The sequence below is a fragment of the Aquincola sp. J276 genome (assembly GCF_024700035.1).
Taxonomy (GTDB): domain Bacteria; phylum Pseudomonadota; class Gammaproteobacteria; order Burkholderiales; family Burkholderiaceae_C; genus Aquincola; species Aquincola tertiaricarbonis.
On record NZ_JAJONC010000001.1, the window covers coordinates 2,310,745 to 2,325,404 of the forward strand.

At 62.8% G+C, this 14,660-nt stretch carries 11 protein-coding genes, 2 tRNA genes and 1 rRNA gene; 3 read left to right on the forward strand and 11 right to left on the reverse strand.

The window, feature by feature from the left end:
* Window positions 1-110: 110 nt before the first annotated feature.
* The 7 genes from LRS14_RS10545 to LRS14_RS10575 form a co-directional block, all read right to left on the reverse strand.
* Window positions 111-187: transfer RNA gene (locus LRS14_RS10545), tRNA-Ala, on the reverse strand.
* Between the two features lie 7 nt (window positions 188-194).
* Window positions 195-271: transfer RNA gene (locus LRS14_RS10550), tRNA-Ile, on the reverse strand.
* Window positions 272-334: 63 nt separating this feature from the next.
* Window positions 335-1,863 (reverse strand): 16S ribosomal RNA (locus LRS14_RS10555).
* A gap of 361 nt (window positions 1,864-2,224) precedes the next feature.
* The gene (gene ptsP / locus LRS14_RS10560) at window positions 2,225-4,030 is read right to left on the reverse strand and encodes a phosphoenolpyruvate--protein phosphotransferase (RefSeq protein WP_257799494.1); all 1,806 of its coding nucleotides are present in this window, start codon (window positions 4,028-4,030) and stop codon (window positions 2,225-2,227) included.
* 96 nt (window positions 4,031-4,126) lie between these two features.
* Complete coding sequence (locus LRS14_RS10565) at window positions 4,127-4,396, reverse strand: HPr family phosphocarrier protein (RefSeq protein ID WP_046112695.1); 270 nt, start codon at window positions 4,394-4,396, stop codon at window positions 4,127-4,129.
* The gene (locus tag LRS14_RS10570; RefSeq protein WP_046112892.1) at window positions 4,365-4,814 is read right to left on the reverse strand and encodes a PTS sugar transporter subunit IIA; all 450 of its coding nucleotides are present in this window, start codon (window positions 4,812-4,814) and stop codon (window positions 4,365-4,367) included. Before LRS14_RS10570 ends, LRS14_RS10565 begins: the two co-directional genes overlap by 32 nt.
* Window positions 4,815-4,975: 161 nt before the next feature.
* Complete coding sequence (locus LRS14_RS10575) at window positions 4,976-5,518, reverse strand: hypothetical protein (RefSeq protein WP_257799495.1); 543 nt, start codon at window positions 5,516-5,518, stop codon at window positions 4,976-4,978.
* A gap of 36 nt (window positions 5,519-5,554) precedes the next feature.
* Here LRS14_RS10575 and LRS14_RS10580 point away from each other — a divergent pair, with 36 nt between their 5' ends.
* From LRS14_RS10580 to LRS14_RS10590, 3 genes are all read left to right on the forward strand, one after another.
* On the forward strand, window positions 5,555-6,817 hold the full coding sequence (locus tag LRS14_RS10580; protein ID WP_257799496.1) for a CaiB/BaiF CoA-transferase family protein: 1,263 nt from the start codon (window positions 5,555-5,557) through the stop codon (window positions 6,815-6,817).
* Window positions 6,817-7,515 carry an alpha/beta fold hydrolase gene (locus LRS14_RS10585; protein WP_257799497.1) on the forward strand — a complete coding sequence of 233 codons (699 nt, stop codon included), beginning with the start codon at window positions 6,817-6,819 and terminating at the stop codon, window positions 7,513-7,515. Before LRS14_RS10580 ends, LRS14_RS10585 begins: the two co-directional genes overlap by 1 nt.
* A gap of 431 nt (window positions 7,516-7,946) precedes the next feature.
* Window positions 7,947-9,290: a hypothetical protein gene (locus tag LRS14_RS10590; RefSeq protein WP_257799498.1), complete on the forward strand. Its 1,344-nt coding sequence runs from the start codon at window positions 7,947-7,949 to the stop codon at window positions 9,288-9,290.
* Between the two features lie 683 nt (window positions 9,291-9,973).
* On the opposite strand, the gene LRS14_RS10595 is transcribed toward LRS14_RS10590, so the two are convergent.
* The 4 genes from LRS14_RS10595 to LRS14_RS10610 all read right to left on the reverse strand — a co-directional run bounded on the left by LRS14_RS10595 (window position 9,974) and on the right by LRS14_RS10610 (window position 14,389).
* On the reverse strand, window positions 9,974-10,183 hold the full coding sequence (locus LRS14_RS10595) for a hypothetical protein (protein WP_257799499.1): 210 nt from the start codon (window positions 10,181-10,183) through the stop codon (window positions 9,974-9,976).
* Window positions 10,184-10,689: 506 nt separating this feature from the next.
* The gene (locus LRS14_RS10600; RefSeq protein WP_257799500.1) at window positions 10,690-11,514 is read right to left on the reverse strand and encodes a hypothetical protein; all 825 of its coding nucleotides are present in this window, start codon (window positions 11,512-11,514) and stop codon (window positions 10,690-10,692) included.
* A 670-nt stretch (window positions 11,515-12,184) separates the two neighbouring features.
* On the reverse strand, window positions 12,185-13,873 hold the full coding sequence (locus LRS14_RS10605) for a phage/plasmid primase, P4 family (RefSeq protein ID WP_257799501.1): 1,689 nt from the start codon (window positions 13,871-13,873) through the stop codon (window positions 12,185-12,187).
* Window positions 13,874-14,101: 228 nt separating this feature from the next.
* The gene (locus tag LRS14_RS10610; protein WP_257799502.1) at window positions 14,102-14,389 is read right to left on the reverse strand and encodes a hypothetical protein; all 288 of its coding nucleotides are present in this window, start codon (window positions 14,387-14,389) and stop codon (window positions 14,102-14,104) included.
* Window positions 14,390-14,660: the final 271 nt, after the last annotated feature.

A 14,660-nucleotide genomic window follows, 5' to 3' on the forward strand; every position in this document is an offset into this window, starting at 1 on the left:
GTCGACAACAATTACTGATTTCGACTCTTTGAATTGTTAAAGAACGACAGGCAACCACACGGATCGCACAGGCCAAGAACTCATCAGTTCTTGGCCTGAACAATCTTCATTGGTGGAGGTGAACGGGATCGAACCGATGACCCCCCTGCTTGCAAAGCAGGTGCTCTCCCAGCTGAGCTACACCCCCCAATAGGTGGTGGGTCTGGTTGGATTCGAACCAACGACCCCCGCCTTATCAAGACGGTGCTCTAACCGACTGAGCTACAGACCCCAATCTGCCGTCAAGTACAGCCGATAAGCGTGGGCGCAAGAATTAAAGCACCAGACTATCCAGAAAGGAGGTGATCCAGCCGCACCTTCCGATACGGCTACCTTGTTACGACTTCACCCCAGTCACGAACCCTGCCGTGGTAATCGCCCTCCTTGCGGTTAGGCTAACTACTTCTGGCAGAACCCGCTCCCATGGTGTGACGGGCGGTGTGTACAAGACCCGGGAACGTATTCACCGCGGCAAGCTGATCCGCGATTACTAGCGATTCCGACTTCACGCAGTCGAGTTGCAGACTGCGATCCGGACTACGACCGGTTTTCTGGGATTGGCTCCCCCTCGCGGGTTGGCAGCCCTCTGTACCGGCCATTGTATGACGTGTGTAGCCCTACCCATAAGGGCCATGAGGACCTGACGTCATCCCCACCTTCCTCCGGTTTGTCACCGGCAGTCTCATTAGAGTGCCCTTTCGTAGCAACTAATGACAAGGGTTGCGCTCGTTGCGGGACTTAACCCAACATCTCACGACACGAGCTGACGACGGCCATGCAGCACCTGTGTTCTGGCTCTCTTTCGAGCACTCCCAAATCTCTTCAGGATTCCAGACATGTCAAGGGTAGGTAAGGTTTTTCGCGTTGCATCGAATTAAACCACATCATCCACCGCTTGTGCGGGTCCCCGTCAATTCCTTTGAGTTTCAACCTTGCGGCCGTACTCCCCAGGCGGTCAACTTCACGCGTTAGCTTCGTTACTGAGAAGAAACCCTCCCAACAACCAGTTGACATCGTTTAGGGCGTGGACTACCAGGGTATCTAATCCTGTTTGCTCCCCACGCTTTCGTGCATGAGCGTCAGTGCAGGCCCAGGGGATTGCCTTCGCCATCGGTGTTCCTCCGCATATCTACGCATTTCACTGCTACACGCGGAATTCCATCCCCTCTGCCGCACTCTAGCCATGCAGTCACAAATGCAGTTCCCAGGTTGAGCCCGGGGATTTCACATCTGTCTTGCATAACCGCCTGCGCACGCTTTACGCCCAGTAATTCCGATTAACGCTTGCACCCTACGTATTACCGCGGCTGCTGGCACGTAGTTAGCCGGTGCTTATTCTTCAGGTACCGTCATTACCCCAGGGTATTAGCCCAGAGCGTTTCTTCCCTGACAAAAGCGGTTTACAACCCGAAGGCCTTCTTCCCGCACGCGGCATGGCTGGATCAGGCTTGCGCCCATTGTCCAAAATTCCCCACTGCTGCCTCCCGTAGGAGTCTGGGCCGTGTCTCAGTCCCAGTGTGGCTGGTCGTCCTCTCAGACCAGCTACAGATCGTCGCCTTGGTAGGCCTTTACCCCACCAACTAGCTAATCTGACATCGGCCGCTCCAAAAGCGCGAGGTCTTGCGATCCCCCGCTTTCACCCTCAGGTCTCATGCGGTATTAATCCGGCTTTCGCCGGGCTATCCCCCCACTTCTGGGCACGTTCCGATGCATTACTCACCCGTTCGCCACTCGTCGCCAGGTTGCCCCGCGTTACCGTTCGACTTGCATGTGTAAGGCATGCCGCCAGCGTTCAATCTGAGCCAGGATCAAACTCTTTAGTTCGATCTTGTTTAATCACTCAAAGAATTGAAGTGAACTTCACTTCCATGAGCGTTTGAGGTCCGAAAACCCCGTTGCCTTGCGGCTTGACGGTGCTCGCCTTCAAACGCCCACACTTATCGGCTGTAACTTTTTAAAGAACTGCGGCCCTTGCAGGTCGCTGCTGATTTCGTTTGCAGTAATCAGCGAAGACAGTGATTATGACGTTCTTTTTAAATCCCTGTCAACTGCCGGGTCTTTCGATCCGCTTCGCTTGCCATTCGCCGCCGCTTCCTTCGAAACAACCGCGCTGTGATCAGCGAAGCCTTGCACTATAGCATGGGATTTTTGAGGCGGTCAACTTTTTGCGTTGAGCTTTAGAAACCTACTGCAGCGGCAGCGACACGGCAGGCGGCACGGCAGCGACCTCGACGCGCTTGAACGCCTCCTGTGCCGCCTGCATGGGATCGTCAGCATGGAGCACCGCGTCCAGCCCAGCTGCCAAGCGCCGTGTGTCTGCGCGGAGAACCCTGTGCTTCACGGAGGCGATCTGCGCAGGATGCATCGACAGGCTGCGCAGACCCATGCCCAGCAACAGCTCCGTGAAGGCGACGTCACCGGCCATTTCCCCGCAGACGCTCACATCCTTGCCGGCCGCGTTGGCGATGGCGATGCTGTCCGCCACCAGCTTCAGCACCGCGGGATGCCAAGGGTCGTACAAATGAGACACGTGCTCGTCGGCTCGGTCGATGGCCAGGGTGTACTGGATGAGGTCGTTGGTGCCGATCGACACGAAGTCAAAGTACTTCAGGAAGCGCTTGAGCATCAGCGCCGCCGCGGGCACTTCAATCATCGCGCCGACTTCGACATCAACGAACGGCTTGCCGGCATCGGTGAGCTGTTGCTTTGCGCGTGCAATGGACTCGAACGTCTGTCGGATTTCAGACAGGTGGGCAACCATGGGGATGAGGAGCCTCACCTTGCCGTGTGCACTTGCGCGCAGGATGGCGCGCAACTGCTGGCGGAACATGGCGGGCTCTGCGAGGCTCCAGCGGATGGCGCGCAGGCCGAGGGCGGGGTTCAGCACGTGCTCATGCCGCAGTTCGTTGACGCTCATGCGCTCGATGGGCTTGTCGGCGCCGATGTCGACGGTGCGGATGGTCACGGGCAGCCCGTTCATGCCGAGCACGGCATCGCGGTAGGCCTCGTACTGCTCGTCCTCGCCGGGCAGGTCGTTCGGAGCGCGGTTCATGAACAGGAACTCGCTGCGGAACAGGCCGACGCCGACGGCACCCGCCTCGACGGCGGCCGCGGCGTCGCTCGGCAGCTCGATGTTGGCGAGAAGGTCGATGGCCTGGCCGTCCAGCGTGACCGCCGGCGTGTGACGCAGCCGGTGCAGCCGGGCACGCTCCAGCTCGCTCTGGCGCTGCCGGAAGCGGTACTCCTCCAGGACGATCGGAGACGGGTCGACGATGACGACACCGTTGTCGCCGTCGATCACCACCCAGTCGTCCTGACGGATGAGACGGCTGGCCTCCCGGGCGCCGACGACGGCCGGAATGTCCATGCTGCGGGCAACGATGGCGGTGTGCGAGGTCTTGCCACCGACATCGGTGACGAAGCCGGTGAAGACACTGCGGCGGAACTGCAGCATGTCCGCAGGCGCGATGTCGCTGGCCACCAGCACGAGCGGATCCTCGCCGCCGAAATCACGCACGCCCTGTGGCGGCGCGACGACGCCGGACGCACTCTTGCGGGCCAGCGCACGAAGCAAGCGCTCCGTGACCTGCTCCATGTCCGCCTTGCGCTCACGGAGGTAGTCGTCCTCCATCTCATCGAACTGGCGGGCCAGTACCTCGAGCTGGGCAGAAACCGCCCATTCAGCGTTGTAGTGCCGCTCGCGCACCCAGTGCTTGGTGGCGGACGCCAGCATGTCGTCGTGCAGCAGCATGAGGTGAACGTCGAGCAGGGCGGAAAGCTCGGCCGGCGCATCCGGCGGCAGATCGCGCTGCAACGCAGTGAGTTCGGCGGCGACCTGGTCGCGCGCGACGCGCAGGCGCTCGACCTCCGCATCGGCCTGCGAAGCTTCGATGAAGTAGTGGGCAACGTCGATGCGACTCGACGCCACCAACACCGCGCGCCCGATGGCAACGCCTCGGGATACCGGCAAACCGAACACCTGGATGCTCATTCAACGAATGTAGCAGCGGCCATGCCAGGCGAAGCTGGTATCAGCCCTGGGGGCGACGTCGCGGCCAATGCCGCGCCGTAGGCGCAAGGGAAGTGCTTACTGACCCTCGCCGAACTTGTCGTCGACCAGCGCCGTGATGGCGTCGACGGCCTGCTGCTCGTCGGGGCCTTCCACATCCAGCTCCAGTTCGGCGCCCATGCCGGCGGCCAGCATCATCACGCCCATGATGCTCTTGGCGTTGACCCGTCGGCCATTGCGGGAAAGAAAGACTTCGCTGGCAAAGCTGCCGGCCAGCTTGGTGAGCTTGGCCGAAGCACGGGCGTGAAGGCCCAGCTTATTGCTGATGATGAGCTTGGTCTTGAGCATCTGAGTGGGTTGGATGAGCCTGGTTCTGCGGACGGGTGTTTCCCACCGGCATCACACCCTGCGTCGCGCCTGCCAGGGCGCGCGTGACGAGGTTCTCCAGCGGCTCTTCCCCGTAGCAGAGCGTGCGCCACAGCATGGGGACGTTGACGCCGGTGACCACCCGGACCTGGACGCCGTCGGACAGCTTCTGGGCCACGTTGCAAGGCGTTGCCCCGAAGACGTCGGTGAAGATCAGGGCCTGCGGCGTGCGCGCCCGGGCCAGTGCCGCCCGTGCGAGGCCTTCCGCCTCATCCGGTGACATGTCGGGCGTCACGTCGACGACCTCGATGCGGGCGGCGCACTCCGGGAAAGTGTGCTGCGCCACGGCGCGCAGCGCGGAGGCCAGCGGCGCGTGGGCGAGGATGACGAGACCGGGAATCATGGGGGGTGGAGCGTACTCGGGATTGCACTGAGCACCATCAGGCTAGGTGCAAACCCGTCAAGACAAGGGGGACCGGGGCGGCGTAGCCACGTGGGGGCGGCACAGGATCCTTGGAAACGCTAGCGGCCTGCGCATCGCCGACATTCGCCAGGCCGCCTTCAGCCGCCGAGCTGCAGCGCGCCGAAGAAGGTATCCACCGCTTCCGCATCCAGCCGGCTGCCCAGCACCGTCGCTTGAAATACCTGCGTGCCATGCGCAAAAAGCACCAGCTGCACCTGGATGGTTCCGCCATCCGGTCGGCGGCCGGCCAGGCTCAGACGGCCGGCGCGAGGATTCGGCGTCGCGCCTGGCACGGCAGCCGACGCCGGCGCGGCAGGCACCGGCGCACCGACGTTGCCTGCCGCAACGGACGCCAACGCCTCCAGCGCAGGGCCCACCCGAGCCGGATCACCGACGTCGGCGAAGGTGAGGCCGAAGGTCATGCCCTGCGCATCACACGACACCACGGTGACCGCAGACGGCGCGCCCGCCAGCGGCACGTTGCGGGTCGGCCCGCTGGGTTTGCAGGGAAACAGGGTGAGCAAGGGCGCGCCCTCCGGGCGCCACTGCCGCCAGTTCAGCGAGGGGGAACAAGCCGCCAGCACCACGGCGGCAGCCAGCGGCGCGGCCGCCAGGCGCAGGGAGGAACGGAGGAAGGTCACGGCACATTATCCCGGGTGGCCGCTTAGCATCAGGCCATGACCCAAGCTGTTCCTTCTCCTGCCCCGGCCGGCGCGCTCAACGGCGTGCGCGTGCTCGATCTGTCCCGCGTGCTGGCCGGCCCCTGGTGCACTCAGACGCTGGCCGACCTGGGCGCCGACGTGATCAAGGTGGAGCGCCCGCCCGGCGATCGCCACCCGGGCGGCGACGACACCCGCGGTTGGGGTCCGCCCTTCCTGAAGAACCGCGAAGGCCAGGACACCGCCGAAGCCGCCTACTACCTGGGCGCCAACCGCAACAAGCGCTCGATCACCATCGACATCGCCTCGGCCGCCGGGCAGGGGCTGGTGCGGCGGCTGGTGGCCGATTGCGACGTCTTCGTCGAGAACTACAAGGTGGGCGACATGGCCCGCTACGGGCTGGATTCGGCCACGCTGCTGCAGCTGAACCCGCGGCTGGTGTACTGCTCGGTCACCGGCTTCGGCCAGACCGGCCCATACAGCGAGCGCGCTGGCTACGACTACGCCATCCAGGGCCTGGGCGGCCTGATGAGCATCACCGGCGAGTGCGACGACCTGCCCGGCGGCGGCCCGCAGAAAGTGGGCGTTGCGGTGGCCGACCTGTTCACCGGGATGTACGCCACGGTGGCGATCCTGGCGGCGCTGCGCCACCGCGACGCCACGGGCGAAGGCCAGGCGATCGACATGGCGCTGCTCGACACCCAAGTGGCGATGCTGGCCAACATGGGGGCCAACTACCTGGCCAGCGGCGTGGCACCGAAGCGGGCCGGCAATGCCCACCAGAACATCGTGCCGTACCAGGTGTTCGAGGCGGCCGACGGGCACCTGATCCTGGCGGTGGGCAACGACAGCCAGTTCGCCAAGTTCTGCCAGGTGGCCGGCCTGCCCGAGCTGGCCGCCGACCCACGGTTCATCAAGAACGCGGACCGCGTGCGTCACCGCGAGTCGCTGGTGCCGATACTGGCCGAGGTGCTGCGCACGCGCGCCAAGCAGGACTGGCTGAGCGCGCTGGAGGCGGCCAAGGTACCGTGCGGCGCAATCAACAACCTGGCCGAGGTGTTCGCCGACCCGCACGTGCTGGCCCGGGGCATGGTGACGCAGGTGGCGCATCCCCACACCGATGCGCTGCGGCTGGTGGCCAGCCCGATGAAGATGTCGGCCACGCCGCCCACGCTGCGCCGGGCACCGCCGCTGCTGGGTGAGCACACGCAGCAGGTGCTGGCGGAGTTTGGCCTGTCAGCGGAAGAGTGCACGGCGCTGCGCGAATCGGGAGCGATCTGATGGACTACGTGCTGGTGCATGGCGCCTGGCACGGCGCTTGGTGCTGGAAGCGGGTGCTTCCGGGGCTATGGGCCGCCGGGCATCGGGCCTTTGCGGTGTCGCTGACAGGCGTGGGCGAGCGGGCCCACCAGTTCCGCCGCGACATCGACCTGAAGACGCATGCGGACGACGTGTGCACGGTGATCGAAGCCGAGGAACTGCAGGGCGCGGTGCTCGTGGGCCACAGCTATGGCGGCATCGTGATCACCGCGGTGGCCGACCGGCTGGCGCATCGGATGTCGCACCTGGTCTATCTGGACGCGGTGGTGCCCGAGCCCGGCGAGAGCTGGTCCAGCGGACACAGTGCAGAGACCCAGGCTGCGCGCCGGGCGGCCATCGCGGCCACCGGCGCCATCGCGCCGGCGGACCCGGCAGCCTTCGGATTGACTGGCGACGACGCGGCCTGGGTGGCCCGGCGGCAGACGCCGCAGCCGGGCGGCGTCTACGACGACCCGCTGCACTTCGACGCGCAACGCATCGCGGCGCTGCCGCGCACCTTCATCGATTGCACATCGCCCGCGCTGCCGACGATCGACCTGATGCGCCAGCGTGTGCGCAAAGCGGCGGGCTGGAAGGTGGTGGAGATACCCACCGGCCACGATCCGATGGTGAGTGCGCCGGATCAACTGCTGGCGGCGCTGCTGGCGGTGCGCAGCTAGCGCGGTGGTAGGCCGTGTTGGACTTGAACCAACGACCAAAGGATTATGAGTGTTGTGTGCTGACGGACCGCTTGGTAAATAAAATCGATGCCTAGGGGAAAGGGACCACGACCCGTACTGGGCGTACAGAGGGAAAGCGGCCGCAGCGGACCTCGGACGAACGTAATGTCGTTCCAGGGAGCGCGGGAAAGGAGTGTTTATTCCGCACGCATGTTGGGGGAAACTAGGGGGAATGCACTTTCCCCCTTCACATGCGCTCCTCTGACTCAAATGCTGAGGCGCTACAGCGTCCAAGAGACCGCTCCTTCGTGTTGCTTCGCGAGGCCCGTTCCCTGCCGGGCCCGGCTCGAGGGCAGAGGCCCTGGGAGTACCCGCATGCCGAATTCAGCCACGTCAAGTTGCGCGTACACCCGCCGTCGCTGGACGGTCGGGTGCGGCGCCAGCTGGCCATCCGCATTCGCCACTCGCTGACAGGCGAAGAGAAGGAAGAGCGGGACGCCTACCTGGAGCTCGATGACCTCGCCAAGCTCGACGGGCGTGAAGCCGAGCGGCGCTGGCAGCAGGGCATCACGACCATCCTCGCGAGGGTCGAGGAAATTGAGAAGCTCCGGCGAGCGACGCCTGAGCAGGCAGCAGAGGCGGCCAAAGCAAAGCGGCGCATGACCGTTGCCGATGCTTGGCAGCGTCATCCAGTGGAATCGAGGCTCTCAAAGGAAGCGACGGCAACCAAGGAACAGGGGTTGTACAAGCGCTACTACGCGCACTTGGCTGACCGTTTCCTCGACGAGCTGGGGAAGGATTTCTGGGCGCACTTCGTCGGTGGGCTGGGCGCAGGCAAGCTGCTCAATGCCGATGGCCTGACCTACTCGAAGCTACCGAGGAAGGAGCTAGCTGAGGCCACCATCATGGGCGTGATGAACCTGGGGGCCAAGCTCTACGGCTACGCTGGCGAGGACGGACTGCCCGGTAAGCCGCTCGGCTGGAACCCAGCCAGAGACGTGCTTAAAAAGGTCGGCACGCCCAACGTCCGCACCGGGTCAATACCGCTGCGAAAACTGGCTGAGGTGTGGCGGGCTGCAGACGTAATGTGCGCGCCCTGGGCACGCGACCACCTCCGGGTGTACGTGTTGACCGGGCTTCGACATGCGCTGCTGTCGCAAATGACATTTGCTGAGGTAGACAGCGCGGCACGCGTGCTAAGAATCAGCCCGCACAAAGCGGGCACGAAGCGGCGAGGCGCAGATACGCCAGCGAACGCCCCGGACATCGTACTGCCCATCTCAGGTTCCGCCCTGCGAATCATTGACTCACGTCGAGCCTGGGCACCCGACCCTGACGGCCCCGTTTGGTACATGCTGTCTCAGCACGGGGGAAAGCCGACAAAGGGAGGCCGGATTCCAGTGCATTCGGACCCTCGCTCCAACTGGGCGCATCTGTCAACCCACGTCCTTGACGGGTGGCAATTTCTTCGCCACGACCTGCGGAGGACCTTTGCTCGAATTGCAGTGGCGGCGGGGGCAGACCTGATGGGGACGTCGCTGCTGATGCTGCACTCCCCAAGGACGGTCGCCAGGATTATGAACATCCCGGACATCACAGCCCAATACATGAACTTGCCGGAAGCCCAGGCGCAGATGCGCAGCGCTGCGCGCTCCATTGAGAAGTACGTGGCAGGCGTACTCGACGGCTCAATCACCTTCGACGAAGATGAAGCTGAGCCGGAGCTACCAGCAATTCTCGAGGACGCCGTCGGAGCGGCCGAGGGCGACGACTGACCGAGTGGGCTGCCTGGGTAGTGGCTTAGACAGATGCGGGGACTGCGCCTATTTATGCAACACCCCAGAAGTCATTTTTTCCCGCGAGAACCACTGCAAACAAAATATGCTGTCCCCGCGGAGCGTTTTCTCTGAGTCATCTGTCTTCTGTCTAAAATACATTCTCTCTCGTTTGAAAACCAGGCAGACAGATGTTAGACAGATGACTCACGACCGTCTTATTCCTGGCTCCCAAGCGACGCCAGCCGCTTTGTGCCGACCGAAAGGGCGGAGCCCGTCTGTCTAATTGCGACCTCAACAATCTAGTCGAACAGGCATCTGTCTAGCCGTGCGTGAAGCCGTGGGCGACACGCCGACCGCTGAGATGGCGGTATCAAACGAATTTCTGGATGAATGTGGCGCCTACAGGCGTAGGCCGTCGGTCTCAAAAGACGCCGAACGACTAAGCACTCCGGCACCTTCGAACATAATGGCGCCCTTCGTTGCAGTGCACGGCGTGCCAGACACGCACCCAGAAGTCGGGCGGCCCAAGAGCTGGCGGGCTTGGTGCTTACGAGCTCCGAGGCATAGTGCGCCCAATCGCTGACAAGACCGCGGCGGGTCATCCACGCCATGAGGTTCATGCCCCGGTGCAAGGTTCGCAGCTCCAGTCCCGCACCAGAGCGCACGGCGGGTGTGCCGGGCTAGCGGTCGGACAGCAGCGTCAAGTCCGGCAAATCGCAAGGCAACAGCAGCCGCTCACCTACGGATGCCCCATAGGTGTGCCGCCATGTACCGCTCCAGCCGTAGGCGCCATGTGGCTGGGGCTTGCCGCAATACCAGATGGCTTGGACCGTTGCGAGCCCGCGCTCCGTGCGATTGCCGGGGCTGATACTGATGTCGATGGTGTCCACCCGCTCAGTCCAGCGGCGAAGCTGTCAACGACCGCGCGGGAAAGCGTAGGGACTGAACTCGCGCCGCTCAAGACCGAGACACCTACGGCAAGTGCGACCCGGTCGAGCTGCGTGATGCCGCAAGCGAAATCGCGACCGTCGGCCAGGTCGACGTAGTGCGCGCCGGCTTGAATGCACGCCAGGGCAACGTCGTAGCCCCGCCATTGGAACGGTCCACAAGTGTGATAACGACGTCCGGAGCCAGTTCGCTAGCTGCCGGGCAAAGTCTGCGGCCCGAACATCGAGCCGCGCTGCCGTGAGCCGGCAGGACGCGCCCGCCATCTCGTGTTCCAGCGCCAAGGCCTTGGACAGGTCGCCGCCGGCTACAGAGGTGTGGCAGCCCGCTTTGGCGCGCCAGCCGCTGCACCAGCCGACTTCCAAAGAAGCCATAGCCCCCGAGCACTCGAAGTGTGTCCATGCAGAAATTCAAATACGGCTCGCCAAGGTCAGCGCACCTGTGCTCAGAGTTAAAGCTGAACTGGTGCCCTCACGGGGCTTTTTGATACGACAAGCCCCGGAAACAGTCCATCCTGTGCAAACCTTAGTGTGCTAACGAAAGTCTTGTAGGGTACAAACCGGAGGGGTACGTCAGACTGTGGTCTGTAGACGTTGACGTCGTAAAGGCCGACCCCCGTCACGGCTCCCTGAGCGCCTCGCCGTATTGCGACGACGCCAACAATGTGGCGGCCGACATTCAACGGTTGACCCGTCAGCGCAAAGTACGTCTCGCTGCCATTGACTTCAGCAAACACGGCCTTGCCCTCATCCACCGCAATGACTGCTTGGCGAGCAGTTTCTTCCTTGAAGCTGAAGCGCAAGATTTCCGACTCGAGCCCCTGCAGCTCGAGCGCCTCGGAGAGGCCACGGGCCCCCGTTCCCTGACGCAAACCCATCTCGAACCATCCGGCTTGCAGGCCGCCTTTGACGAACCGTGCGAAGGCCTCTTGCGGCGCAAACTGGCCGAGGGTGACGTACAGCGCAGCAGGCCCACAAAGCTTACGTAGCTGCAACTGCGGGATTCCGTCAGTGGATATGGCCCGAGCTCGCTCAACGATATTCGCGAAGTTCGCCTCGTGACCTTCGTTGTACCGTAGCAGACGGGTCTCGGTGGCCGCCTGCTTGGCTTTGAGCTGGTCGGCCTCAGCGTTGAAGTGCTCATGAGCGCTCTTTGCTAGGGTAGCAGCCGCAAGCACCGCAGCACCCGCAACCAACTTGTTGTTCAGTACCGCTCGCGCTTGGGTGACGACCGCCGAGCAAGCCAAGGCCCATACGGCACAAAGATGCTTTTTCACGGCCATCCCCTTTGTGAATGTGAGGCAAGTTTTCCGGGGCGTTCATACGCCTTGCCGGGGAAGTGCCTCGCAGGCCTGAAACCACCGGCGCCCTGGGGCAATTCTAGGCGATTGGACGTTTGCTTTGGCGTAGTCAAGCAGCAGTGACCCGAACCCGAGAGAGTAGGCTCTCGAAAGTTTGAACCTTTCGGCCAAAGAATAAGACCGGCGCAGTTGCGCCGGTTCGAAGAAGTGTAGAAGATGGTTAGGCAACGACCATGAACTTCTCGACTGCGTCGAGCGCCCGGAGCACCTTTTGCTGGATTGGCGCGCCACGCTTAGCCAAGCGACCTTTCTAAACAGCGGCTTAGACAGATGCACAGGCCCCACCAGGTAAGTTGATTTCCTCTTTGCGGGGACAGAAAAAATTTCTTCCACGGGGAGCAATAGGTTTTGAATCATCCGTCTTCTGTCTAGAAAGGATGTTCTTTCCTGTGAAAACTGGCGTAGACAGATGTTAGACAGATGCTAAACAGACCGCTAATCTGTCTGGCTTTGGCTCTCGAGCGGCCTTGGCCGCTTCTTGGCCGGCCCGGGGGGCGCAGCCCATCTGTCTAATCGCATGGCCATCTGTCTAGCCGTCTTAAGCAACAAAAAGACCGCCGAAGCGGTCTAGTTGGAGTGGCAGGGTTTACACCCCTCTGACACGGCGCTGGAAGAAGCCCGGCGAAAGTCGGGTACGGCTGGACTTGAGTCGAATGCCGACCCAGATGCGCTGCTGTTTGCCGTCGACCGTGGCGCGGTCGCCCTCGATGCCAATGCTAGCGCTGATGGCCCGTCCGAACGAGATTTCAGATTGAGCCAGGTGCTTCTCACCCTGCTCGAACGAGTGCACGCGCCACGCCTCCCACAGCTCTTTGGTCGTCGCAGCGCACTTGGGACCCAGTTCGCAGCAGTCCTCGATGAACCGGCTGATGGGGCTGGTGCCCTCCAGAATCTCGGCCTTCACGCGGTGCACAGCCTCCGGAATATCCAGGCCCCGCTGCTGATATTCCAGCGCCCCCTCTACCAGCCAGGCCAAAATGCCCTCCATCTCGGCGGCCAGCTTTGCCGAGCGCCCTGTGTCCACTTTCGCGCCATCCTTGCGTAGCTGGCCAGCGAAACGCAAGAGCAACAGGCGGTCAATAACGGCGGGGTCGTCGTCGCGGATGAGCGGAATGACGTTGGCCGGATTCACTAGCACGCCGGACGGCTTGAACTCGACTGAGTTTGCGCTCCACAGCCCACGTGCAAGGATGGTGTCGCCGCCGCTTGCCAGGGTCTTGACAGCGTCGTCGATGAACACAGAGCTGCGCTTCACTTCCGAGCCGAGGATGAGGCGCTTGCCCCGCAGACGCAGCAGGTGCTCAGCAGGCGCACCTGCGTCGGCATGCGCTTGCGCCCCGACCGGCGATGCAATCACCGAGGAATTCATCGTCGCAGCATGCGAGCCCAGCGCCTCTTTGATGGCGTTGAAGATGGTTGACTTGCCGTCCTTGCCCTTGCCGAGAGCCATCAGCATATAACGCTCCTTCGGCACGCCCATGACGCTGTAGCCCATGAACCGCTTGAGGAAGCTCACCGTCTCCGCGCAGCCATTGAAGGCCTCGAGCATCGTCCGCTCAAACCATGGACGCGTTGCGCCCAGTACATAGTCGCAGCCCGTGACCATCGTCGCGCGGACCGTAGGGTCGTGCGGCAACAGCTGCCCCGTGCGAAGGTCAATCAGCCCGTTCCTAGCGTTCAGGAACTCCGGCTTCGTGTTGAAGTCGAGCGATTCGCTCAACACGCCGTCCTCGCCCGCTAGACCGTTGACCACGCCCACCGCGAAGCCAGTGCGCTCGCAGGCCGCGACCGAGCGCAGGGCCTCTTCTTGCAGCTCTGGGTCCACGATGGACTCTGCCAGAGGCCGCAGTGTCTTGATGATGTTGCGCGCCATTTGCACCAGCTGCACGCCTTCCTTAGGCTGCTCTTGCCAGTGGCCCTCGCGGTAGAGGTACCAGCGGCCTGAATCGCCGGCGTAGGCGACCTCCTTGCCATGTAGCTGCAGCATGCGCTCAGTGACGCCAAACTCGGTCAACGGCAACTGCTCCAAGGTCTTGCTCTTCTTCGCCTTGGGCGGAGGAAACAGACCTTCCAGTTCAGCCTTGAACATCGTGCGGCCAGTCAACTTCTTGTAGGTCACCTTGAACTCGTGCATAACGTCCATCCGCAGCGAGTAGTACTCGGGCGCCAAGGTCTGTCGGTTGAGCTCCCACGCGGCCAGCAGGAGTGCATCCCTATCGACACATGACTCAACCTCAGCGAGCAAACGCGTCCTGAGCGCCTGCAGCTTGTCCAAGCTCCCACGTGCAGCAACTGCTTCCCCCTCGCTCGCCTTTGGCTCGCTTGGAGCCGCCGCAGCGCTGCCTTGCGCCGGCACCACCCCTTTGCTTTCAAGCTCAGCCAGCCGCTCACCGTACAGCGCCGTGAGTTCTGGGTCGGCTGCTACCGCCACTTCGTAAGCAGTTGCCCGCAATTGCTCCCAGGTGGAAGCACCTTCAACGCGGATGGCGATTTCAATAAGGTCTCACACGCCCTCAGCCATAAGGCGTTCGGCGACACTCGCTAGCTCTACAAGAGCGCTGTACGTTTCGGAGCTCGGGCTGACCTGACCTTTGCGGATACGTTCTTCGAGGTGGTCGAGTGTGTACTTGTTGTTGCGAGCGACAATCGCGCACGACACGGGGACGCCGTTGCGATGTAGGCAGACGCGATGCCGCAGCTTGCCGTCAATGAGAAAGTTGGAGACGTGAATGTCACAACCGGCGCGAGTGATGCGGAAGCCAGGCTCCAGACGGGCGAGGGCGGTTTTCATCGTTGGATTTCGTAGGTCGCAGAGAAGTCCTCTGCTCCTTGTATAGGGACGCCTTGTTTATCCCTTGACCACCGCAATCGCCATACGCGGGTGGACGTCCGTACTACGTGAGGTAAGCCTGCCCATCAGGCCCAGCTCCTGAAAGCGCGAAAAAGGCCTCAGCGGAGCGCCTGCCGGCGTCTCCGCACCAGTCCCAGAGGCTTGCCAGCGATGCTGGCCGTTTGCTTACCCAGCCGCACGCGAGTCGCTTAAACAACAGCCGGACCAAGTC

Excerpts from the sequence above, each read along its gene's own strand:
- LRS14_RS10580 (WP_257799496.1), top strand. The coding sequence starts at position 5,555 with ATGACCCAAGCTGTTCCTTCTCCTGCCCCGGCCGGCGCGCTCAACGGC.
- LRS14_RS10585 (WP_257799497.1), top strand. The coding sequence starts at position 6,817 with ATGGACTACGTGCTGGTGCATGGCGCCTGGCACGGCGCTTGGTGCTGG.
- LRS14_RS10565 (WP_046112695.1), bottom strand. The coding sequence starts at position 4,396 with ATGCTCAAGACCAAGCTCATCATCAGCAATAAGCTGGGCCTTCACGCC.
- ptsP (WP_257799494.1), bottom strand. The coding sequence starts at position 4,030 with ATGAGCATCCAGGTGTTCGGTTTGCCGGTATCCCGAGGCGTTGCCATC.
- LRS14_RS10610 (WP_257799502.1), bottom strand. The coding sequence starts at position 14,389 with ATGAAAACCGCCCTCGCCCGTCTGGAGCCTGGCTTCCGCATCACTCGC.